Annotated in this window: 23 protein-coding genes; 4 read left to right on the top strand and 19 right to left on the bottom strand. The window is 68.4% G+C overall.

The window, feature by feature from the left end; translation table 11 throughout:
- The first annotated feature begins 44 nt into the window (after positions 1 to 44).
- Both B0W80_RS28380 and B0W80_RS28375 read left to right on the top strand, forming a co-directional pair.
- Positions 45 to 986 (top strand): GSU2403 family nucleotidyltransferase fold protein, encoded by a 942-nt coding sequence (locus tag B0W80_RS28380; protein ID WP_077002501.1) that lies wholly within the window; start codon positions 45 to 47, stop codon positions 984 to 986.
- 133 nt (positions 987 to 1,119) lie between these two features.
- Positions 1,120 to 1,581 (top strand): hypothetical protein, encoded by a 462-nt coding sequence (locus B0W80_RS28375; RefSeq protein ID WP_077002500.1) that lies wholly within the window; start codon positions 1,120 to 1,122, stop codon positions 1,579 to 1,581.
- Between the two features lie 34 nt (positions 1,582 to 1,615).
- Here B0W80_RS28375 and B0W80_RS28370 read toward each other — a convergent pair whose 3' ends face one another.
- The 19 genes from B0W80_RS28370 to B0W80_RS28280 form a co-directional block, all read right to left on the bottom strand.
- Positions 1,616 to 2,008: a YgiW/YdeI family stress tolerance OB fold protein gene (locus B0W80_RS28370; RefSeq protein WP_077002499.1), complete on the bottom strand. Its 393-nt coding sequence runs from the start codon at positions 2,006 to 2,008 to the stop codon at positions 1,616 to 1,618.
- A 30-nt stretch (positions 2,009 to 2,038) separates the two neighbouring features.
- Positions 2,039 to 3,439, bottom strand: coding sequence for an ATP-binding protein (locus tag B0W80_RS28365; RefSeq protein WP_077002498.1), 1,401 nt, complete (start codon positions 3,437 to 3,439; stop codon positions 2,039 to 2,041).
- Positions 3,436 to 4,110, bottom strand: coding sequence for a response regulator transcription factor (locus tag B0W80_RS28360; protein WP_077002497.1), 675 nt, complete (start codon positions 4,108 to 4,110; stop codon positions 3,436 to 3,438). The genes B0W80_RS28365 and B0W80_RS28360 overlap by 4 nt, the downstream gene beginning before the upstream one ends.
- Positions 4,111 to 4,191: 81 nt before the next feature.
- Positions 4,192 to 5,295: a porin gene (locus B0W80_RS28355; protein WP_077002496.1), complete on the bottom strand. Its 1,104-nt coding sequence runs from the start codon at positions 5,293 to 5,295 to the stop codon at positions 4,192 to 4,194.
- A 48-nt stretch (positions 5,296 to 5,343) separates the two neighbouring features.
- Positions 5,344 to 6,315, bottom strand: a complete 972-nt coding sequence (locus tag B0W80_RS28350; RefSeq protein WP_077002495.1) for a PDR/VanB family oxidoreductase — start codon at positions 6,313 to 6,315, stop codon at positions 5,344 to 5,346.
- 33 nt (positions 6,316 to 6,348) lie between these two features.
- Entirely contained in the window at positions 6,349 to 7,389 is a 1,041-nt protein-coding gene (locus B0W80_RS28345; RefSeq protein ID WP_077002494.1) for an aromatic ring-hydroxylating dioxygenase subunit alpha, read from the bottom strand.
- A gap of 17 nt (positions 7,390 to 7,406) precedes the next feature.
- The gene (locus B0W80_RS28340; protein WP_077002493.1) at positions 7,407 to 7,634 is read right to left on the bottom strand and encodes a recombinase-like helix-turn-helix domain-containing protein; all 228 of its coding nucleotides are present in this window, start codon (positions 7,632 to 7,634) and stop codon (positions 7,407 to 7,409) included.
- Positions 7,635 to 7,664: 30 nt separating this feature from the next.
- Positions 7,665 to 8,828: an FAD-dependent monooxygenase gene (locus B0W80_RS28335; protein ID WP_077002492.1), complete on the bottom strand. Its 1,164-nt coding sequence runs from the start codon at positions 8,826 to 8,828 to the stop codon at positions 7,665 to 7,667.
- A gap of 26 nt (positions 8,829 to 8,854) precedes the next feature.
- A complete protein-coding gene (locus B0W80_RS28330) occupies positions 8,855 to 9,922 on the bottom strand; it encodes a tripartite tricarboxylate transporter substrate binding protein (protein ID WP_083745690.1) in 1,068 nt (355 codons plus the stop codon).
- Positions 9,922 to 10,893 carry a VOC family protein gene (locus B0W80_RS28325; protein ID WP_077002491.1) on the bottom strand — a complete coding sequence of 324 codons (972 nt, stop codon included), beginning with the start codon at positions 10,891 to 10,893 and terminating at the stop codon, positions 9,922 to 9,924. Before B0W80_RS28325 ends, B0W80_RS28330 begins: the two co-directional genes overlap by 1 nt.
- A gap of 13 nt (positions 10,894 to 10,906) precedes the next feature.
- Positions 10,907 to 12,385: an aldehyde dehydrogenase gene (locus tag B0W80_RS28320; protein ID WP_077002490.1), complete on the bottom strand. Its 1,479-nt coding sequence runs from the start codon at positions 12,383 to 12,385 to the stop codon at positions 10,907 to 10,909.
- A 35-nt stretch (positions 12,386 to 12,420) separates the two neighbouring features.
- A complete protein-coding gene (locus B0W80_RS28315; protein WP_077002489.1) occupies positions 12,421 to 13,221 on the bottom strand; it encodes an aspartate dehydrogenase in 801 nt (266 codons plus the stop codon).
- A gap of 10 nt (positions 13,222 to 13,231) precedes the next feature.
- Positions 13,232 to 14,929, bottom strand: coding sequence for a thiamine pyrophosphate-binding protein (locus tag B0W80_RS28310; protein ID WP_077002488.1), 1,698 nt, complete (start codon positions 14,927 to 14,929; stop codon positions 13,232 to 13,234).
- Positions 14,922 to 15,764 carry an SDR family oxidoreductase gene (locus tag B0W80_RS28305; protein WP_077002487.1) on the bottom strand — a complete coding sequence of 281 codons (843 nt, stop codon included), beginning with the start codon at positions 15,762 to 15,764 and terminating at the stop codon, positions 14,922 to 14,924. The genes B0W80_RS28310 and B0W80_RS28305 overlap by 8 nt, the downstream gene beginning before the upstream one ends.
- A gap of 9 nt (positions 15,765 to 15,773) precedes the next feature.
- Positions 15,774 to 16,598 carry an IclR family transcriptional regulator gene (locus B0W80_RS28300; RefSeq protein ID WP_143684816.1) on the bottom strand — a complete coding sequence of 275 codons (825 nt, stop codon included), beginning with the start codon at positions 16,596 to 16,598 and terminating at the stop codon, positions 15,774 to 15,776.
- Positions 16,599 to 16,655: 57 nt separating this feature from the next.
- The gene (locus B0W80_RS28295; RefSeq protein WP_077002485.1) at positions 16,656 to 17,525 is read right to left on the bottom strand and encodes an alpha/beta fold hydrolase; all 870 of its coding nucleotides are present in this window, start codon (positions 17,523 to 17,525) and stop codon (positions 16,656 to 16,658) included.
- 115 nt (positions 17,526 to 17,640) lie between these two features.
- Positions 17,641 to 18,195, bottom strand: a complete 555-nt coding sequence (locus B0W80_RS28290) for a cupin domain-containing protein (protein ID WP_077002484.1) — start codon at positions 18,193 to 18,195, stop codon at positions 17,641 to 17,643.
- A gap of 11 nt (positions 18,196 to 18,206) precedes the next feature.
- On the bottom strand, positions 18,207 to 19,028 hold the full coding sequence (locus B0W80_RS28285) for an SDR family oxidoreductase (protein WP_077002483.1): 822 nt from the start codon (positions 19,026 to 19,028) through the stop codon (positions 18,207 to 18,209).
- Positions 19,029 to 19,174: 146 nt separating this feature from the next.
- Positions 19,175 to 20,152: a tripartite tricarboxylate transporter substrate binding protein gene (locus tag B0W80_RS28280; protein ID WP_077002509.1), complete on the bottom strand. Its 978-nt coding sequence runs from the start codon at positions 20,150 to 20,152 to the stop codon at positions 19,175 to 19,177.
- 255 nt (positions 20,153 to 20,407) lie between these two features.
- Here B0W80_RS28280 and B0W80_RS28275 point away from each other — a divergent pair, with 255 nt between their 5' ends.
- Together B0W80_RS28275 and B0W80_RS28270 are read left to right on the top strand one after the other, a co-directional pair.
- Positions 20,408 to 21,220: a substrate-binding domain-containing protein gene (locus tag B0W80_RS28275; RefSeq protein WP_077002482.1), complete on the top strand. Its 813-nt coding sequence runs from the start codon at positions 20,408 to 20,410 to the stop codon at positions 21,218 to 21,220.
- 168 nt (positions 21,221 to 21,388) lie between these two features.
- Positions 21,389 to 21,745, top strand: coding sequence for a hypothetical protein (locus B0W80_RS28270; protein ID WP_077002481.1), 357 nt, complete (start codon positions 21,389 to 21,391; stop codon positions 21,743 to 21,745).
- Positions 21,746 to 21,809: the final 64 nt, after the last annotated feature.

Here is a 21,809-nt window from a genome sequence, read left to right as displayed (position 1 = left end):
AAACAATTCACCGTAAATTTTGCATTTTTGATAAATTGCGGTGAATGCACCATATCGCGCTCGCCGACAACGTCACTCGCCAGGTCATCGATTCCACGACCGTCTTCACCGAATTTCGCCGCGTGCGGGCACAAGCCCAAAGCTACGGCGGCACCATGTACTGGAAGCAGGAAGGCGGGTACGAGTACCTGACCAAAACCCGGCCACGACGGCGCTCGCAAGAGCGGCTCGGCGCACGCTCTCTCCAGACCGAAACCATCTTCGACGAATACACCGCCAAGAAGGCGGCGGTCGAATTGCGTCTGCATTCGCTGCGCGAAGCACTGACCGAAGCAGAGCGTTTGAACAAGGCATTGAAGGCCGGTCGCACACCCGACCTTGTGGTGCGGCTGCTTCAGGTGCTCGACGACGCCGGCCTTGCTGATCACTTCGTGGTCGTGGGAACCTACGCACTGTATGCCTACGAAACCGCTGCCGGCATCCGGATCACACCGGGCGCGCTCGCGACGCAGGACGTCGACTTGCTGCGGGATGCAAGACGGCGCGTGCAGTTCGTCACCGACCTGAAGCAAGTCGACTCGTCAGTGCTGGGCGTACTTCAGCGCGCCGACCCGAGCTTCGAGCGCAAGGAGGGCCAGAATGAAACCGCGATCAATGCGCGCGGCTTTCAGGTCGACTTCCTGCGCCGTCAAGCTGTTGAAGGCGACCCGCATCCGTTCCGCTTCTCGACCGACGAGGATGATCTGTGGCCAGTGCAGGCATTGCGCGCATCGGTGCTGACCAGCGCACCGCGCTTCGAGCACGCCATCATTTCATCGACCGGGAAAATGGCCATGATGCGCACCATTGCACCGACCAGCTTCGTCGAGTTCAAGCGTTGGCTGGCGACCGAGGCACCACACCGCGGGGCGCCGAAAAGGCGCCGCGACCAATTGCAGGCCGACATCGTTCAATCAATGCTGGACGAGCGCCTGCTCGCAGGATGACGCTCGCACGTCGCGTGGCCAGATCGCCCCACGCAGGCCGGGAGTTAAGCGCCTCGACGGCAGCGCTCGACAAATTGGCTCCCTAGAATCGCAGGGCCGCTCCGCACTCCGATAAGCCCTCTGTTTCCCCCGCATGCTCGAAATCGATTTGGCCGTCCAGACCGAGGCCATTCGCAACATCCTCGCCAGGCACGGGATTCGACCCGCGCTGGCCCTGCTCAACGACCGCACGCCCTTCCGCTACACGGGGCTCTACAAGCTCATCGGCGTGACCATGCACGCGGTTCACGTCTTCGACCGGCAGTCCGAGTACCGCACCTGGCTCAAGGCCGTGCCGCTCGACAGCAGCTTCTGCGCGCTGGCCATGCGCGAGGGCGAGTTCGTCACCCGCCATGCCTCGGCCGACCCGAGGCTGACGCACCGGCGGCCGCTGGCGGGCATGGTCGAGTCTTATTGCGGCCACGTGCTGCGGCGCGGCGACGGCACGCCCTGGGGCACCTTGATCCACTTCGACCTGGAGCCGCGCTCCATCGCCGAGGGCGAGGTGGTCTTTCTCAAGAGCGTGGTGCCACTGTTCCTCGACTACCTGGACTGACGCCACGGCCGACCGATCGACCAGCAGATCGCTCTCAACGAACGCGAAGCTGATCGACCTCGAATTCCTTCTTGCGGAAATCCTTGTCCAGCTTGCCGACCAGTTCCACCTCGGTCTTGTCGTCGATGGTCTGCTGGGTCGGGAAATGCTTCTGCTTGATCTCGACGTTGATGCGGCCCGAGCCGTCGTCGAAGGTGTAGTCCTTGCCGCCGTCGTGCGAGACGATGCGGCCGCGCAGCACCGCATACTGGTCGTCCTGGCCCTTGCTCAACAGATCGTTGACGCTCGTCACGGGAATGCTGGTGGGGCCGGTGTAGCTGGCGACCGGCGCCGCCTGGCCTTGGGCCACGGCATGGGCGGACGAGAGCGCGGCGAAAGCCGCGACGACGATGCACAGGGCTGTGTTGCGGGCCGAATGGGATGCCATGTAAGAACTCCTTGTTGGTGTGAAGAAGCCCTATTGCATCGCTCGAACATGAAGAGAATCTGATCGCGCAGGACGCAGTTCCAGCACCACGCCGAGGCCCCGCCCATCGAGCCCCTCGCCCAGACGCAAGGCAGCGCCGTGCAGCTCGGCGACACGGGCGACGATGGAAAGACCCAGGCCGGAGCCCTGCGTGCCGGTGCCCAACACGCGGTAGAAGCGCTGGGTGAGCAGCGCCAGCGATTCGCCGGAGACGCCCGGCCCATCGTCGCGCACGGCGACTTCGACGGCCGCGCCGCGACGGTCGGCGGACACCTGCACCCGCCCACCTTCCGCACCGTAGCGGATCGCGTTGTCCACCAGATTGCGCAGCGCGCTGAACAGCCATTCGCGATGGCCCATGACCGCATCCACATGGCATTCGACGGACACGTTGACGCGCCGCATCGCCGCAGCGGCAGCGCAGGCATGCACGGCCTCGTCCAGCAGCGCTCGCAGGTCGATCGATCGCATATCCACAGCATCGGACGACTGCGGATCGAGCCGTGCCAGTTGCAGCAGGTTCTCCACCATCGACGTGCTCCGCGCCACGTCGTCGCGCAGGCGCTGCAGGTCGGCGGCGAGCTGCGGCGACTGGGCCGCATGGCTGCGTTGCATGAGCTGGATGCGCGAGGCCAGGGCCGCGAGCGGCGTGCGCAGTTCGTGCGCAGCATCGGCAGTGAAGCGGCGCTCGCCTTCCAGCGCACGCGACAGGCGTTCGAGCAGTCGGTTGAGCGCACCCACCACCGAATGCACTTCGTGCGCGCGCGACGCGTCTGCCACGGGCGAAAGATCGTCGGGCGACTTCGCCTCCATGCCCTGCGCCATGCGCTCCAGCGGCGCCAGCTGGCGCCGGATCAGCCACCAGTTCACCCCGCCCAGCATCGCCCAGAGCGCCGCCAAAGGCCAGGCCAGCGACTCGAGCACGTCGCCGATCAGTTCGCTGCGTTCCTTCCACTTCTGGCCGACCTGCACCGACAGATCCTGCGTCGGATGCCTGCGCACATGCACGCGCCACCAGCGATCGTCCTGCTGCACGTCGTGAAAGCGGCTGCTCTTGCCCCGCAGGTCGGCGGGCGCGACGAAGGGCTGCTTCGGCGCATCGTTGCCGCGCAACAGCACCGTGCCGTCGCCGGCCACCATCTGGTAGTTGAGCCGTAGTTCCTGGCGGCCGCGGTCGTCGGCGCCCGAAGGGCCCGCCGGGCCGCGCAGCGCAGCTTCACCCAACGCCAGCACGATGCGCGAACCCTCTTCGAGCGTGTCGTCGTATGCGTCGCCCACTTCCTTCCAGGCAATGACCAGCACGATGACCGTGCTGACCAGGCCTACCGCCACGCTCGACCCCACCGTGGTCGCGATCAGGCGGCGGCGCAGCGAATAGCTCTTTGCGCTCATGCCGATTCGGTGGGCCGATCGGCGAGCCTGTAGCCCATGCGTCGAACGGTCTCGATCCAACCGGGGCCCAGCTTGCGACGGAGCTTGTAGACGTGTACTTCGACGGCATTGCTGTCGACTTCGTCGCCCCAGCCGTACAAGCCGTCTTCGAGTTGCGCGCGCGAGACCACGTGGCCGGGCCTTCGCATCAGCGCGTGAAGAATGGCGAACTCGCGTGCCGTGAGCGCGAGCGCCTGCCCGTGCAGCATGACCTGCTTGCCCGCGGCATCGAGCACCAATGCGCCGTGCTGCAGCGCGGTCGCGGGTCGTTGGTCGTGGCGGCGGATGGCGGCGCGGATGCGGGCCGACAGTTCTTCCAGGTCGAAGGGTTTGACCAGGTAGTCGTCTGCCCCCAGGTCCAGCCCTTCGATCCGATCGCGCACCGCATCACGCGCCGTGATGAAGATGGCGGGCACCGTCAGCCGCCGTTCGCGCAAGCGGGCCAGCAGGCGGTCGCCGGACAAGCCGGGCAGGCCCCGGTCGATCAGCAGGCACTGGTAGTCGTGCGTCGCGAGCGCCGTCTCGGCCAGGTCGCCGCGCAGCACGCGGTCCACGGCATAGCCGTCGAGTTCGAGCCAGGAGGCGATGGACTCGCCGAGCGAGGGATCGTCTTCGGCCAACAGAATGCGCATCGGCGCACTATATGTGGCGTGGGATGAAGCGAATCTGAAGGCCGACCGGCCGACGATGGCGCCCCGCCGCCGCGCCCTCGCTCAGAAGTTGTGGCGAATCCCGAACTCGGTGCCGCGCGAGGCCCGGTTCGGCGCGGTGATCGAGCCGGCCAGCGATTGCGTCGCGCCGTTCTTGTTGCGCAGATAGGCCAGCGTGCCATACAGCGCGGTGCGCTTCGACAGGTTGTAGACGTAGCCCACGGCCAGCTTGTCGCTGGTCGGCTCCGGCACGTTGCCCACCGGCTCGCGCTTGTAGCGCGCGTACGAGGCCTTGATCTCGCCCGCGCCCACAGGCAGGTTGATGCCCACCAGCGCGCCCTTGCCGTCGACCGGGCCGAGCGACTCGGTGTAGTACTCGCCCATCAGCCGCATGCCCCACAGCGATTCGAAGATGTAGGAGGCACCGATGTTCGACACGCGCAGGTCGCCGGTGGCGTACTTGGTCTTGCCGGTGGCCCCGGTGACGTTGAAGGTGCCGTTGGTCCAGCCCAGGCGCACGCCGGCGTAGTTGCCGTCGTCGCGATTCGAGATCAGCGTGTTGGGCAGCAGCGAGCGGTTGTCGTTCTCGCCCATCGCGAACATCGCCTGGCCGTAGAAGCCGCCCAGGTTCGGTGGCAGGAAGTAGCCGACGCTGTTCGACGCGCGGGTGCCGGTGGGCGCCAGCAGGCCGCCCAGGCCCGAGAAGTAGAGCTGGTTCGCGCCGATGCCGCCGCCGGTGCCGAAGGGGTCGTACAGCGCCGTGTTCCAGAAGGTCGGCGTGTAGTCGCGGCCCAGGCGCAGTTCACCGAAAGGCCCCGAAAAGCTGACCGTCGAGCGACGGTTGAAGGTGATCGTGCCGGCACCCGCCGTGCCCGTGGACTGGTTGTTGCTGTTGGTCGCGAAGCCGGTGCCGTTGTCGCTCTGCAGCCCGGCTTCTAGCCAGAAGCTCGCGGCCAGGCCGCCGCCCAGGTCTTCGGTGCCGCGGAAGCCGAGGCGGCTGAAGCTGTTGCCGCTGTTGGTCAGCTGCCATTTGTGGGTCGAGCCGAAGCCCGAGCCGGTGGTGTAGGTGACGGCGGTGTCGAGCACGCCGAACACCTGCACGGAGGTTTGCGCGCAGGCGCCGGCCGCAGCCAGGCATGCGGCCGCGGCCACAAGGGTTGTCTTCATTTTCTGTCGAAGAGGGAGTTGGGAAACGGGATGCCGCTCGTCGAGCGGCTAGATGTCCAGCACCAGCGGGCCGCGCTTGCATTGCGACACGCAGATCATCATGGTCTTGTTGGCGGCGCGTTCCGCCTTGCTCAGGATGCCGTCGCGGTGATCGACTTCGCCGACCGAGATGATCTTGGTCTCGCAGGCACCGCACACGCCTTCCTTGCAGCTGTGGTCGGGGTTGAGGCCGGCATCGATCAGGCTGTCTAGGATGGACTTGCCGGGCGGCACCTCCACGCTCTTGCCGCTCTTCGCACACTCGACCACGTAGGTTTCGGTGGCGCTGGGCGCCTCGACATGCGCGGCGGCGAAGCGCTCGATGTGCGCGTTCGCGTAGCCGAGTTGCTCGCAGGTCTTCTCGAAGCCGTCGAGCATCGGCCCCGGGCCGCAGCAATAAAGGTGGCTGTCCGCGCCCTTGCCGGCCAGCAGCGTGGGCAGGTCGGGCGGCACGCCCTTGTCGGCGTCGAAGTGCCAGGTGAGCGCCACGTCGTTCTGCTTCGCGAGCGCTTCGATGGCGTCGCAGAAGGCCGCCTCCTTGCGGTTGCGCGCGCAGTAGATCATCTCGACCGGCTTGCCGAGCGCGACCAGCCGCTGCAGCATGCACCAGATGGGCGTGACGCCGATGCCGCCGGCCACCAGCACGGAGCGCGCGGCGCCCTCTTCCAGCTTGAAGTTGTTGCGTGGCGGCGAGATCGGCAGCGTCATGCCCACGCGCAGCTGCTGGTGCACGTAGCGCGAGCCGCCGCGGCTCTTGCGGTCGTTGGCCACGCCGACCACGTAGCGCTGGCGGTCGCTGCTGGGGTTGCACAGCGAATAGCTGCGCACCAGGCCGTTGGGCAGGTGCAGGTCGATGTGCGAGCCGGCCTCGAAGGCGGGGAAATCCACCTCGGGCGATGCCGGCCGGAACTCGACGCTGATGATGCCGTCGGCCTCGTAGCGCATGGTGTGCACCAGTGCTGTCAGCGTGGGGGAAGACATGGCGATGAACCTCAGGAAAGTGCGGCAGAAGGATCAGGCGGCGGCCTGCTCCAGTTGGGCGGTGGCCAGGTTGCGCATGTGCCGGCGCAGCCGCACGATGCCCAGGTCGTGCTGGTACAGGTTCTCGTGCTGGTTGGCATCGGGCTCCATGTCTTCCAGCATCACGCGGTCTTGCTCGAGCACGTGCCAGTGGCGCGCCTCCAAACGGTTGCGGTACAGGAAACGCCAGGTGTCGCGCTCCCAGCCCGGCGCCAGCTTGCGCACGCGCCAGAAGAAGGTGGCGGTCATGCCGTTGGGCATGGGCGCGAAGGCGCCGACGATGATGAAGTTGCCGCCGGGGCCGCCGCTCTTCGGGTACGGGATTTCCAGGCGCATCCAGTGGATGCCGGTGTCGGCCCATTCGGTCCAGTCGAAGTTGACGTTGCGCTGGCCTTCCTTCTCGAACACGAAGCCGTGGTCGGTCTGGCGGATGCCGAACTTGGCCTGCGAATCGCCCTCGGCCATCGAATGCGACTGCTTGTGCAGGAAGGTGCCGTGCATCGGGTCCATCACGTTGTCAAGCACGTAGCGGTAGTCGCCCTTCCACTCGGTGTAGCAGAGGAAGTTGGAATACTGCGCCTCGTCGGTCAGCTCGTCGGGCAGCACCAGCGGGGGCGGCGTTTCCACCGACTCGCGGCCGTTGTAGAGAAACACGGCGCCGGCGCGCTCTTCGACGTGGAAGAAGCGCGTGGCCTGCGAGCCTTCGAGCTTGCAGCCGGGGCTGCCCGGCACGCGGGTCACCACGCCGTCGCAGCGCACTTCCACGCCGTGGTAGGGGCAGGACAGGCGGTCACCAAGGATCACGCCTTGCGACAGCGGCGCGCCGCGGTGCGGGCAGCGGTCTTCGAGCGCGTGCAGCTTGCCGCTGCCGTCGCGCCACAGCGCGATCTTGCGGCCCAGGCGGCGCAGCGAGACCGGGTTCTCCTTGATGAAGCCCGAGGGGCAGATCGGGTACCAGAGGTCCTTCAGCCCGATCTCGAGCAGCTGGTCCACCGGGTCTTGCGCGACGGGATGAATGGCGATCGTCGTGGTCATGTTCGTGTCTCCTCGGCTCAGTTGGCCTGGGCCAGCTTGCCCATTTCTTCGCGGTAGTTGTCCTCGGTCCAGGCGCGGCCGCTCGGCGCGGACAGGCCGCTGTCGTTCAGGCGCTCGACGAGGGTGGCGAGGTCCTGCACGCCATCGGCGAAGGCGCGCTCGATGGCGTCGCCCAGCAGGTCTTCGTAGGTGGTGGCGGGGCGCTGGCGCGCCTGGTGCGGTTGCAGGTAGCGGTCTTGTTGCATGGTTGGCCTCCGTGGGGACGAGGGGTGGGTTCAGGCGGTGACGGGTTCTTCGGCGGCAGCCAGCGGAACGGCCCAGGCGTCGTAGCCGTAGACCCAGTCCGCATTGCCGCCTTCGCGCAGCCAGTTGTTGCCGCGCGAGCCGAGCTGGATCTGGCTGGTGCGCTCGATGCGGGCGCGTTCGTAGCGGCGCAGCGCGGCGGGGATGTCGGCGGCCGGCACGCCTTCGAGATGCCGGGCCAGCACCACGGCGTCTTCGATCGCCATGCCGGCGCCCTGCGCCATGAAGGGCAGCATCGGATGGGCCGCATCGCCCAGCAGCGACATGCGCCCTGCCGTCCAGGCCGGCATCGGGTCGCGTTCGTACAGCGCGGTCTTCAGCACGGTGTCGCAGGCATCGAGCAGCGCACGCGCCTCGGGGTGGTAGGCCACGTATTGCTCACGCAGCTCGTCGACGCTGCCCGGTGCCGTCCACGATTCGAGGTGCCAGGTGTCTTGCGGCGTGGTCGCGAAGATGAAGATGTCGCGGCCGCGGTTGAGCGGAAAGGTGACGATCTGGCTCTGCGGATTCGGGCCCCACCACTTGGTGAAGGCGCCCAGGTTGGGCACGCCCTGCAGGCGATCGGCCGGCACCACGGCGCGGTAGGCGACGATGCCGGTGAAACGCGGGCTCTCGGCGCCGAACATCGCGGTGCGCACCACCGAGTGGATGCCGTCGGCGCCGATCAGCGCGCCGACGCGGGCGCTCGTGCCGTCTTCGAAGGCGATGCTCACGCCGTCGTCGTCCGGTGTGATCGAGGTGGCGCGCTTGCCGAGCAGCACGCGTTCGGCCGGAAACATGTCGGTCAGCGCGGCCAGCAGGTCGGCGCGGTGGATGGTGAGCTGCGGCGCGCCGTACTGGCGCTCGGCGGTGTCGGCCATCTCCAGGCGCGAGGTTTCTTCGCCGGTGTCGTAGCTGCGGCTGATGCGATGCGTGGGCCGCGCGGCGGTCACGCGTGCTGCATCGCCGGCGCCCAGGCCGTCGAGCGCACGCACCGCGTTGGGCGTGAGGTTGATGTCGGCACCGACGCGGGCGAACTGCTTGGCTTGCTCGAACACGATCACGTCGTGCCCGGCGCGGGTCAGCGCGATGGCGGCGGCCAGGCCGCCGATGCCGGCACCGACGATGCCGATGGTGGATGCGTGTGTCTGCTTCATGGGTGTGTGTCTCCTGCCCTGTGTTCTTACTCGGCCACGATGTTCCGGGCCTTGATGATCTTGGCCCACATGGCGGTTTCGTCGCGCATGTGGATGGCGAATTCGCCCGGCTTCATGGTGGCCTCGGTCATGCCCTGGGCCTTGAGGCGCTGATGCACCTCGGGCTGCGCGAGCATCTGGGCCGCGTCCTTGGCGAGCTGCTCGACCACGGCCGCGGGCGTGCCGGCCGGCGCGAGCAGGCCGTACCACGAGGTGACGGCCACGCCCTGTATGCCCTGCTCCGCCAGCGTCGGAATCTCGGGCGCGGCCGGGCTGCGCTTGGCCTCGGTCACGCCCAGCACCACCAGCTTGCCGTTCTGGATGAACGGCAGCGTGGCCGGCAGGTTGCTGAACATCAGCGGCACCACGCCGCCCAGCACGTCGTTGAGCGCCGGTGCCGTGCCCTTGTAGGGCACGTGCAGCAGGTCGATACCGGCCTGCTGCTTGAACAGCTCGCCCGCCAGGTGCAGGCCGCTGCCCACGCCCGGCGAGGCATACGACAGCGTGCCCGGCTTGGCCTTGGCCTGCGCCACCAGATCCTTCGCGTTCTTGATGCCGGCCGTCGGCGAGGCCACGAGCACGTTGGGTGCCTTCGCGAGCATGGTGACGGGCGCGAAGTCCTTTTCGATCACGAACGGGAAGTTCGGCATCAGCGTCGGGTTGATCGTGAGGTTGCCGGCCGGCACCACGAGCAGCGTGTGGCCGTCGGGCTTGGCGCGCTTGACTTTGTCGATGCCGATGTTGCCGGCCGCGCCGGGCATGTTCTCGACCACGGCCGCCTGGCCGTAGCGCTTGGCCAGGCCGTCGGCGAGTACGCGGGCCAGCGTGTCGACCGGGCCGCCCGGCGGGAAGGGCGAGACGATGGTGAAGCGGTCGCTGGCCAGTTGCTTCTCGGCCGGGCTTTGCGCGTGGGCACCGACGAGGCCCAGGGCTGCGAGCGCAGCGATGCAGCATGTTCGGGAGACACCGCGGAACCGGCTTTGCCGGGCCGCTGGTGTCGCCCCCTTGAGGGGGGATTCGGCTACACGAAGTGAGCAAGAAACGGGGGTGGTCATCATTTCTTTTCGGTGAGGAACTTGCCTTGGGGGCCGTCGGCGTTCCGTTGCCGGCGCGTGTTGCCGTCCAGGCCGCCATCGACGGCCCACTCGGCGAACACCGTCGGGCCCGGCTCGAACTCGCGCGGCTGCCAGTCGGCCGTGAGCTGGTCCTCGTCGGCGTAGTACTCGATCAGGCCGCCGGCCGGGTTCTTGAAGTACCAGAAGTACGCGGACGACACGGGATGACGGCCCGGGCCCAACTGCGTTTCCCAGCCGCAGCGCGAGAAGTGCAGGCCGCCGCCGAACACCTCGTGGATGTCGCGCACCGTGAAGGCGACGTGGTTGAGCCCGCGCTTGCCCGAAGGCAATTGCAGCAGGAACAGGTCGTGGTGCCCGCCCTCCTGCGCGCAACGCATGAAGGCGCCGCGGTTCGGGTAGCTGTCGGACGCGACGAAGCCGAAGCGGTCGGCGTAGAAGGCGCTCGTGCCCTGCACGTCGGCCACGAAGAAGACCACGTGGCCCACCTCGATCGGCGTGGCGCGCTCGTATACCGGCGCCGCCTGGTTGATGCGCGGCTTGACGTTCCAGGTGTTCATCGCACCGCAGTCGACCTGCACCGGGTGCTTGCGGCTCACCTGCAGGCGCACGGCCAGGCCGTTCGGGTCGGTGCAGCCGATGCGGCGGGCGCCCTCCACTTCCCCGTCGACGAAGTCCTTGTCCTTCGCGATGGCGGCGGCGTAGCGCGACAGGTCGGCATCGCTTTCCACGCCCCACACCACTTCGAGCAGCGTCGGGCCCTCTTCCATCGCGGCAGGCAGGCCGGCCTTGCCCAGTGCGGCGACCACCACGCGGCAGCCGTTCAGGCATTCGAAGACGAGTTGGTCGTCCGCATCGGACTTCAGCGACAGGCCCCAGTCCGCGAAGAAGCGGCGGCTCGTGGCCAGGTCGTCCGAGCCGTAGGTGATCTGATCGATTCCGAGAACGCTCATGGCATCGCTTTCTTTATTGGTTGGCCCACGGCAGGGGTTGGTCGTTCGTGCCCCAGTACATGCTCTTCTGCTCCATGTACTGGAAGATGCCTTCGCGGCCCTTCTCGCGGCCCAGGCCGCTGTCGCGCCAGCCGCCGAACGGGGTCGACACCGAGAACTGCTTGTAGGTGTTGATCCACACGGTGCCGGCCTGCACCGCGCGGCCGAGGCGCCAGGCGCGCTTGAAGTCGCGGCTCCACACGCCGGCGGCCAGTGCGTAGATGCTGTCGTTGGCCTGCTCGATCAACTGCTCTTCGCTGTCGAAGGGCATGGCCACGAGCACCGGGCCGAAGATCTCTTCCTGCGTCGTGCGGGCGTTGTTCGTCAGGCCTTCGAGGATGGTCGGCGTGTAGAAGTAGCCGTTGTCCATGCCGGCGCCGTGCGGGCGCACGCCACCGGTGCGGATGTGCGCGCCTTCGGACACGCCGAGTTCGACGTAGCGCTCGATGCTCTCGCGGTGCTTGGCCGTGATGAGCGGGCCCATCTGCGTGCGCTCCGAGGCCGGGTCACCCACGCGCAGGGCCTTGGCGGCCTCGGCCACGCGGGTCACGAACTCGTCGTAGATGCTGCGCGCGACGAACAGGCGCGAGCCGGCGATGCACGATTCGCCCGAAGAGCTGAAGATGCCGTAGAGCACGCCGTTGACGGCATGGTCCAGGTCCGCGTCCTCAAGCACCATGGTTGGCGACTTGCCGCCCAGCTCCAGGGACACCGGCATCATCTTGTCGGCCGCGATGTGGGCGATGTGCTTGCCGGTGGCCGTGCCGCCGGTGAAGGACACGCGCTTGACCAGCGGGTGCTTGGTGATGGCATCGCCGATGACCGAGCCACGGCCCGGCAGCACGCTGACGATGCCCTTCGGCACGCCGGCCTTCTCGCAGATGCGGGCCAGTTCCAGCGCCATCAGCGGCGTGACCTCGGCGGGCTTGACGATCACCGCGTTGCCCGCGGCCAGCGCCGGCGCGAGCTTCTGCGCTTCGCTGGCGATCGGCGAGTTCCACGGCGTGATGGCGGCGACCACGCCCATGGGCTCGTGCACGCTCATCGTGACGAAGGGGCCGCGCGAAGGCGTGATGGTTTCTTCGAGCGTCTCCAAAGCCGCGGCGAAGAACTGAAAGGTGCCGGCCGCGCTGGCCACCAGGGCGCGCGTTTCGTTGATGGGCTTGCCGTTGTCCAGGCGCTGCTTCTGCGCCAGCGGCTCGGCTTCGTCGCGGATGATCTGCGCCACGCGATGCAGCACGGCAGCGCGCTCGTGCGGCAGCTTCTGCGCCCAGCCGCTGGTGCGAAAGGCGAGGTCGGCGCGCACGATGGCCTCGTCGACGTCGGCCGTGCTCGCGGCCTTCAGGCGCGCGATGGGTTCGCCGGTGGCCGGGTACAGGCTCTCGTAGGCGTCGCCGCCGCCCAGGCGCCATTCGCCGCCGATGTTGAGGGGAAGGAGTTCGGTGGAGATCATGGTGGGTCTCTTGTTGTTCGCGCGTCGACGGCTTCTCAGATGGCCAGCGCCGCGGCGCGGTTGCGCAGCGCGCGCACTGCGCTGTAAACGGTCAGCGCCGATGTCTTCGGATTGGCCGCCAGCGGCTTGTTGCGCATGCTCAGCTCGAAGGAGCCGAAGGCGCCCTCGGCCTCGACCGTGTGCACGTTCTCGTCGATGGACGGATCGGCGATCAGGCGCACCTGCGTGCGGTCCAGGCCCAGGCCGGCGATCGAGACGGTGGCGGCGACGTTGGCGTTCTTGGGGTACAGCGTGGCGGCCTCGCGGGCGCTGCCTTCGAAAATCACGCATTCGCCGCGCAGCGCGTCGAGGTCGCGGCCCTGCTCGGCCGGCGTGCCCTTCCAGGCGCGCGGCGGCTTGCGGCCGGTGTAGCGCACGTTGTCGAGGCCGCCGATGCGTGCCGCGGCCAGCGCGTCGATCGCGCCGATGGCACCGGCGATCAGCTGCACCTGCGTCTTGCCGGTGATGGCAGCGACCTCCAGGCTCTCGGCCAGGCCTTGCGCCGACAGCGCACCCACCGAGGCGACCACGCAGGGCGTGCCGCGGCGCAACGCGGCCAGCACGTGCTCTTCGATCGCGGCGTGGCCGGCGGTTTCGACGACCAGGTCGACGCCGCTCGCCGGCACGTTCGCCACGGCCTGCACGCCCGGGGCGAGCTTCTGCAGCTGTGCCTGTGCCGCCGCCACGCCCTCGGCCGGGACCACCACGGCCACGACTGCGAGCGAGGCGTCGCCCTTCAGCAGCTCGATGACCGAGCTGCCGATGGCGCCGCAACCGATGAGTGCCACGCGCAACATGTCCGCGTCCTTACTTGTTGAGCGCAGGGATCTGCGTGATGGTGTTGGTCGGCGGGCCTGCGAAGGTGCTCTTGAAGCCGCCGATCGACAGCATGTCGATCTCCAGCAGGAAGGGGCCATTGGCGGCCAGTGCCTCGTCGAGCTGGCCCTTGATGTCTTCGAGCTTCGACACGCGTGCGTGCGGCAGCGCGATCGACTTGCACAGCAGCGCGTAGTCGGGCGTGTGCAGGTCGGCGTAGCAGCGGCGGCCGCCGTACTGCACGTCCTGGATGTTCTTGATGACGCCGTAGCTCTTGTCGTTCATCAGCACGATGACCATCGGCGCCTCTTCCTGCACCATGCAGGCCAGCTCGCCCAGGTTCAGGATGAAGCCGCCGTCGCCGGCCAGGCAGAAGGTCTTGCGGCCCGAGCCCGTGACCGCCGCGCCGATGGCCGCGCCGATCGCCATGGGCATGCCCTGGCCGATGCCGCCGCCGGTGGCGTGAACGCCCGCGCTGGGCTCGAAGACACGCAGTTCGCGATTGCCCCAGGTGCTGTTGGACACCGTGACGTCGCGAACCCAGTTGAAGTTGCGGCCGGCCACCGACTGGATCTGGCGCACGAGCTCGGCGTAGGGGCCGAGGCCGTCGCGCAGCGTGGCGACGGCTTGCTCGTGCGCGGCCCGCAGGTCGGCGAGCAGCGCCGGGTCGGCCTTGTACTTCGCGGCTTCGAGCCGATCGGCCAGGCCTTCGAGGGCCAGCGCGGCGTCGCCGCAGACGAAGGCCTCGGTGGCATAGCAGCGGCCTTCGGCGGCCGCATCGGCGTCGACGCGGTAGAGCGGGCGCGGCAGCTTCAGTTCGTACTTGAGCGTCTCGTTGCCGCGCAGGCGCGAGCCGACCACCAGCATCGCATCGCAGGTCTGGTAGAAGGCCTCGACCGGCTTCTGGATGTTGTACGCGCCGAGCGAGCCGGCATCGTCTTCGGGCACCGTGCCGCGGCCCTGCGTGGTGGTGACCACGCCGAAGCCGAGCTTCTGCAGGCGCTGGATGGCCGCGCGTGCGTGGCGTGCGCCGCCGCCGATCCACAGCAGCGGACGCTTGGCCTGGGCCAGGCTGGCGGCCAGCGCATCGAGCCCGGCCTTCGACGGCACGGCGGCTTCGATGGGCAGCGGCGACAGGTCGGCCGGCATGGCCATCAGCGCCGACTGGATGTCGATCGGAATCTCCACGCTGACCGGGCCGGTCGGGGCCGTCAGCGCCACCTGCACCGCGCGCTTCAGCGTGCCGAGCAGGTTGTCGATGCTGCGCACGCGGAAGGCGGCCTTCGACACGGCCTTGAGCATGGTCAGCTGGTCGGGCGCCTCGTGGATGTACGACATGCCCTTGTCGATGTAGGGCGTCTCGATCTGGCCCGTGAGGTGCAGCACGGGCGCACCGGCGGTCAGCGCCTCGACCATGCTGCCGGCGATGTTGCCGGCGGCCGGGCCGGTGCTGGTGATGCACACGCCCAGGCTGGCCGTGGAGCGGGCATAGGCATCGGCCATGTTGCCCGCGCCGGCCTCGCCGCGCGCCGAGACGAAGCGCACCGCGCCGCGCTGCGCGAATGCATCGAGGATCGGCATGTTGTGGATCGAGATCACGCCGAAGGCAGCCTTGACGCCGCACTGTTCGAGGAAGGCGGCCACGACGGCGCCGCCGGTGACCTGCGTGGGGGTGGATGGGTTATGCATGGCGGGACAAGCCTCCGGAAATATCGATGTGGGAGCCGGTCGTGTACGACGCGAACGGCGATGCCAGGAAAAGAATGGCGCGCGCGGCTTCCGTCGGAAGTCCCAGGCGACCCAAGGGAATGTGTTTGTTCTTGGCAAGCTGGCCGCTCCATGCGGACCAGTCCTGCGATGTGTCTTCGCGCTGTTCGAAGCGGCGGCGCCATTGGCCCGACTCGACCAGGCCGATCAGGATGCCGTTGACGCGCACGCCCTGCGGCGCGAACTCGGAGGCCATGGAGCGCACCAGGTTCAGCAGGCCGGCGCGCGCGGCCGAGGTGGCGACCATGTGCGGCTCGGGCTGGCGCGCCAGCAGCGAGTTGGCGCAGACGATGGCGGCATCCCCCTGCACCGCGCGCTGCGCAGCGAGCTGCGGCAGGAAGGCTCGGGTCGGGTGAATGACGGAGAAGAACTTCAGGTGCAATTCCTCGGTCCAGGCGCTGTCGTCGGTGTCGGCGAAGGTCGACACGCGGCCCTGCCCCGCGTTGTTGATCAGCATCGAGGCCGGGCCGAGCGCGGCCTCGCTGGCGGCGGCGAAGGCCTTGACCGATGCGGCATCGAGCACGTCGCAGGTCTGGGCGAAGAGCCGCGCCTCGGGCCGCGATTCGCGCAGGCCGGCCACGGCACGATCGAGCCGTTCGGCAGTGCGGCCGCACAGCGCGACCGCGGCGCCGGCCTCGAGCAGCGCCTCGACGGTCGCCAGGCCGATGCCCGACGAACCGCCGGTGACCACGGCCACGCGGCCGGCCAGCGCATCGGCGGCGAACAGCGAGGAAGAGGAAGAAGCGTGGGTCGTCATGTCCGGTCCTCAGGCGCTGCGCAGCGGCACCACCTTGGCGCTCGTGGCAGGCGAGTAATTGAGCAGGCCCGAGATCTCGTCGGCCGTGTCGCGCACGCGGCGCACCATCTCGTCCATGCGGTTCGCGTCGATGTGGCCCGAGGTGATGGTCACGCCGAGCGCGGCCACGATGTGGGCGCTGTGGTCGCGCACCGGCGCCGCGATGGTGGAGATGTTCGATTCGAAGAAGCCTTCGCTGAGCACGTAGCCGCGCTGGCGGTCGGCCTGGACCATGTCGAACAGTTCGTTGACGGTCTTGGGGGTCGACGGCGAGAAGGTTTCCAGCCGCTCTTCGGGATAGAGCGCGCGCAGTTGCGGCAGGGTCAGGTCTTCGAGCAGCACGCGGCCGAGCACCGTCGCATGGGCCGGCAGCCGCGTGCCGACGCTGACCGAGCTGGCGAATGGCGTGGGCGGCGCCACCTTGGCGACGTAGACGATGGAGCGGCCATCGCGCACCACCAGGTTGCAGGGCACGCGCAGCTCTTCGCACAGGCGGTTGATCAGCGGCGTGCCGAGCTGGGTGAGCTCCAGCGAAGCCAGGTACTCGAAGCCCAGGCGCAGCACGGCCAGGCCCAGGCGGTAGTCGCGGCCGCCCTCGGCGCGCTCGAGGAAGCCCATGTTCTCCAGCGTGGTGAGCAGGCGGAACACGGTGGAGCGCGGCAGGTCGAAGCGGCGGGCCAGCTCGGGCGCGGAGAGGGTTCGGTTCTCGCGGCTGAATTCGCACAGCATGCGCAGGCCGCGTTCGAGCGCGGGCACGTTGTAGCGGTCGGCACCGTCGTCCAGCACGTTCGTCATCGAATCCTTGTCCTTGCTCATGAGGTCTTTCACGTTGTCTTGATCGATCGATGCGGATCAGGCCGCGAGGGCCTGGCGCAGCAGCGCGGCCACGGCGGCCGGCTGCTCCACGTAGCTTGCATGACCGGCTCGCGGCAGCAGTTCGAGCGGTACGCCGCACTGCCTGGCCACCTCGCCGCATTGCTCGGGCGTGGTCACCACGTCGAGCGCACCGCAGGCCACGCGCACCGGCATGGCAGGCGGCAGGTCGGCGAGCAGGTCGCCGTTGCACAGCAGCTCGATGGCCTGGCGGTAGCCGCCTTCGTTCAACCGGGCCATGTTCCAGCGCACCCATTGGCGGGCCGTGTCGCTCGCGTGCTCCGACACCAGCCGGGCCGAGCGCTTGGCGGCCATGCCGGCGATGCCGAGTTGCTCCAGCGATTCGAGCCGTTCGGCGCGCGCGCGGGCCTGCGCCTCTTCGCGGCCCGGTGCGCCGTAGCCGGCGGCCGGGCTGATCAGCACCAGCTTCGCGATCCGCGACGCCAGCGGCGGCCCAGGGCGCGCCGCGGCAACGGCAGTCAGCGCGCCGAGCGAATGGCCGACCAGCACGCAGCGGTCGATGCCCAGCGCGTCGAGCAAGGCGCCCAGGCGTTCGGCGTAGTGGACGGCCTTCGGCGACGCCGGAACGAGCGGCGTCGATTCGCCATAGCCCGGTGCATCCCACGCGATGACGCGAACTTCATCGGCCAGCAGCAGCGCGGTGTCGAGCCACGATGCCGAACCCGAGCCGATGCCATGCAGGCAGACCAGCGCCGGGCCGGTGCCGCATTCGCGCACCGACACGTGGGCGCCACCGGCCACCGGCACGTTGCGCGCCGCGAAGCGCGCATCGAGGCGCGCCGCTTCGGCGGCCGGCAGGGGCTGGTGAATGTCGACGGCGTTGGTCATTGGGCGGTTCTTTCGGGGGAACACCGCGGAACCGGCTTTGCCGGGCCGCTGGTGTTGCCCCCGGTGAGGGGGTTGGCGTCTACGCGAAGTGAGTAAGCCTGGGGGAGAGCCAGTTTCAGCGCTTGATTTTTGCGAGCGGATGGTCGGCCGGATAGGTCGGCGTGACAGGCTTCTTCGCGCCCAGCATCACGCACATCAGCGCATCCTCGTCACCGATGTTGATCTCTTCGCGGTACACGCCGGGCGGCACCGAGATCAGGTCGCGGTCGGTCAGCACGGTCTCGTAGCGTTCGCCTTCGGCGGTGGTCAGCACCACCTTGAGCTTGCCGCGCATCACGAAGAACACCTCTTCCACGTCGACGTGCAGGTGCGGCGGGCCTTCATGGCCGGCCGGGATCACCATGGTCGAGAAGGTGAAGTGCTCCGAAGGAATGGTGTTGACGTCGGCCGTCACGCCGGTGCCGCCGGTGCCCAGGTAGCGCATCTGCGCGCGACGGAATTTCGGGTCGTAGTCGGCCTGGAACTTGAGGGCATTCCAGTCGTACTTGCGGGTGGAATAACGCGCGACGCGCGTGTTCATCCAGTCTTCGAGGCTCGCGCCTGCGGGGCGGCGCAGGGTTTCGCCGACCTGGCTGTCGTCGAATTTCTTGTGTTCGGACAAATCGCTCATGGGGTCACTCCTTAGTTCATGACGAAGCCGCCGTTGACGGCGAGCAGCTGGCCGGTCACGAAGCGCGACAGGCCCGACAGGGAAAACAGCACCGCGCCGCAGACGTCCACCGCCTGCTGCTCGCGCTGGATGGCGCGGCCTTCGAGGTACTTCTGGTGGCGCGCCATCGGCACGTATTCGGTCGCCTCCACCAGCGTGAGGCCGGGGGCCACGGCGTTGACGGTGATGCCGTCGCCGCCCCACTCGCGCGACAGCGAACGGGTCATCGAGATCACGGCGCCCTTGCTGGCGGCATAGGCCAGCAGGTTGGGTGCGCCCCACAAGGCGGTGTCGGAGGCCAGGTTGACGATGGCGCCGCGGCCGCTCTTCGCCAGCGCCGGCTGGCAGGCCCGGCTCATGAGCCAGGTGCCGCGCACGTTGACGTCCATCACGCGGTCCCAGGTGTCGATGTCCAGCGCATGGGCGTCACGGCCGCCGGAGTTGGTGATGGCGGCGTTGTTGACCAGGCCGTCGATCCGGCCCAGCAGGCGGGTGGCTTCCGACGCGCAGGCGTCGATGGAGGCCGGGTCGCACAGGTCGAGCGGAATGGCGTGGGCATCGTGGCCGGCATCTCGCATGCCTTGGGCCTCCGTCGCTGCCAGGTCGGCCAGGATGTCGGCCAGCACCACCGAGGCCCCCGCGGCGGCGATGCACTTCGCGAAGGCGAGGCCCAGGCCGCGCGCGGCGCCGGTGACCAGCACGCGGCGGCCGGCCAGCAGGTCGTTGGGCAGCTCGGCCAGCAGCGCCTGCAGGCTCTCGGGATCGGGGATGGCCTTGATGTTTTCAGCAGTCATAAGAAAAGTCTCCTGTGCGCCCATGGCCCGCGAAGCGCGGCCCGTTCGGGGAACACCGCGGAACCGGCTTTGCCGGGCCGCTGGTGTTGCCCCCGGTGAGGGGGTTGGCGGCTACACGAAGTGAGCAAGCCTGGGGGAGAGCCATGTCAATCGGCTTGAATGCCGAGCTCCTTGATGATCTTGCCGAAGCGCTCGAAGTCGGCGGCGTTGGTCTTGGCCAGCACGTCCGGCGCGCCGCCCAGCGGCAAGGCGCCGAGCACGGCCATCTTCGACACCACGTCGGGCATCTTGAGGATCTCGTTGATGTGGCCGTTGAGCGTCTTCACGACGTCGGCCGGCATGTTCTTCGGGCCGAAGAGTCCGTGCCAGGCCGTGACCTCGACGTTCTTGTAGCCCAGCTCGGCGAAGGTCGGCACGTTGGGCGCGAGCGGCGAGCGCGCGCGGTCGGCCACGGCCAGGGGCAGCATCTTGCCGCCGGCCAGGTGCGGCGCGATCGGGCCGTAGGTGATGTAGGTCAGCGGCACGTGGCCGCCCAGCACGTCGTTCACCGCGGGTGCCACGCCCTTGTAGGGCACGTGGCCGAGGCCCAGGCCGGCGGACTTGTTGACCATCTCGCCCAGGATGTGCATCGGCGAGCCGCTGCCGGGGCTGGCGTACGACAGCGTCTGGCCCTTGGCGGCCTGCACGTCCTTGAAGCTCTTGAAGTTCGAGGCCGCGCCCGCGACCAGGAACAGCGGCAGCGTGCCCGTCTCCACGATCGGCGTGAAGCCGTTGAGCACGTCGTAGCCGGTGCTGCTGCCGGTCTTGAGCACCAGCTGCGCGATCGAGAAGGTGCTGGGTGCCAGCAGCAGCGTGTAGCCGTCGGCGGGCGCCTTGGCCACGAAGCTGCTGCCGATGACGCCGCTGGCGCCGGGACGGTTGTCCACCACCACGGGCTGGCCGAGGCGGGTGGAAAGCTTTTCGGCGAAGAGGCGTGCGAGCGCGTCGGTGTCGCCTCCGGCCGGGTAGGCGACGACGATGGTGACGGGCTTGCTTGGATAACCTTGGGCCCAGACGGGGGCGACGGCGCCGGTGGCGGCGAGGGACAGGGCCAGTGCGAGCGCTTGGCGACGGGTGGGCTTCATCATCATGCTTTCGGTTCGAGGGGCTGCTTCGGTGTTTGTTTGTTCCACTAATAAAACAACGATTTATTAATGGAACGGACAGGCGAAGAATAATCCTGAAGTCGACCCTTGTATTAAGGGTTTACCCTTGTTTTTCACTTGGTTTCACATCGGGTCGGCGCGTTAACCCTGAGTTAGATGAAGGCGGAATGACAGCTCCGCTGCCTACGATGGGCTTCGCGTCTCCACCGGGGGACAAGCCATATCGGAGACACCATGACCATCGCTTTCGCGACCCGACTCACCCGCCGCGCCGCCCTGCTGGGCGCCGCCCTCGTTCTCGCCGCCTGCGCCGGCCCCGGCCCGCGGGCGCCCGCCGGCACCGAGATCCGTGTGATGACCTCGGGCGGCTTCACGGCCGCCTACAACGAGCTAACACCCCTCTACGAAAAGTCCACCGGGCACAAAGTGCTGACGGCCTATGGCGCGTCGATGGGCGCGGCCAGCGACTCGATTCCGAGCCGCCTCGCGCGCAACGAGCCGGTCGACATCGTCATCCTCGCGCGCCCTGCCCTCGATGCGCTGGTGGCGCAGGGCCAGGTGGTGCCGGGCAGCCAGGTCGACCTGGTGCGCTCGGCCATCGGCTTCGCGGTGCGCAGCGGCACGCCCAAGCCGGACATCGGCACGGTCGATGCGCTCAAGCGCACGCTGATCGCGGCGCCTTCCATCGCCTACTCGGCCAGCGCCAGCGGCACCTACTACGAGACCGAACTGCTCAAGAAGCTGGGCATCGAGGACCAGGTCAAGCCCAAGAGCCGCAAGATCCTCAGCGAGCGCGTGGGCTCGGTGGTCGCGCGCGGCGATGCGGCGCTGGGCCTGCAGCAGGTCAGCGAGCTGCTGCCGATCCAGGGCATCGAGTACGTCGGGCCGCTGCCGGCGGAGGTGCAGCGCGTCACGGTGTTCTCGGCCGGCATCTCCACCACGGCGAAGCAGCCCGAGGCGGCCAAGCAGTTGATCCGCTACTTCACGTCGTCGACGGCCGCGCCGGCCATCGTGAAGAGCGGGCTGGAGCCGGTGGGCGGGTCGTAGGCCGCGCAGCGCCAAGCCGCACACATCGCGGCGCGACGGGGTCCGCGCCGTCCTGATTTCCATCGCAACGAGCGCCCCACGGCGGCGTTGCACGCGACACAATGCCGGGCACGACACGCACGCCGGGTCTTCCGGCGCGCGGCTTCGCAACCCTGCACGGACCTGCCCATGAACCGACTCGCGCCAGCCTCCGCCCTGCTCTGCCTCGCCCTCCTCGCCCCGTCGCATGCCGCGACGCTCGAGACCCGCAGCTACACGGTAGAGATCACGCCACTGTGCGGCGAACGCGTCACGGACTGCGAGCAGTTCGCCTATGCCGGCACCCACAACCGCAACGGCAGCCGCATCAACCTCACCGGCAAGCCGGGCCAGCGCCCCTGCCCGCCCGGCAACGCACCCTGCGACCCGCTGGGCTGGCAGTTCTACGACGGCAATGCGACCAGCTACTTCGTCGGGCAGGACGGCTGGTTGATCGTCACGAGCGGAAAGAAGACGGTGCTGCGCGAAAGAGGCAACTGGCGCTGAACCCAGGCCGCCTGCGCGGCGCTCAGGAGGCGTCGCCCATCAGCTCGCCCCGTAGCGCCCCAAC

The sequence above is a fragment of the Variovorax sp. KK3 genome (assembly GCF_001984055.1).
Lineage (GTDB): Bacteria > Pseudomonadota > Gammaproteobacteria > Burkholderiales > Burkholderiaceae_C > Variovorax.
The sequence above is the reverse complement of the archived record's forward strand: the minus strand, read 5'-3'. Positions and strand labels throughout refer to the sequence as shown.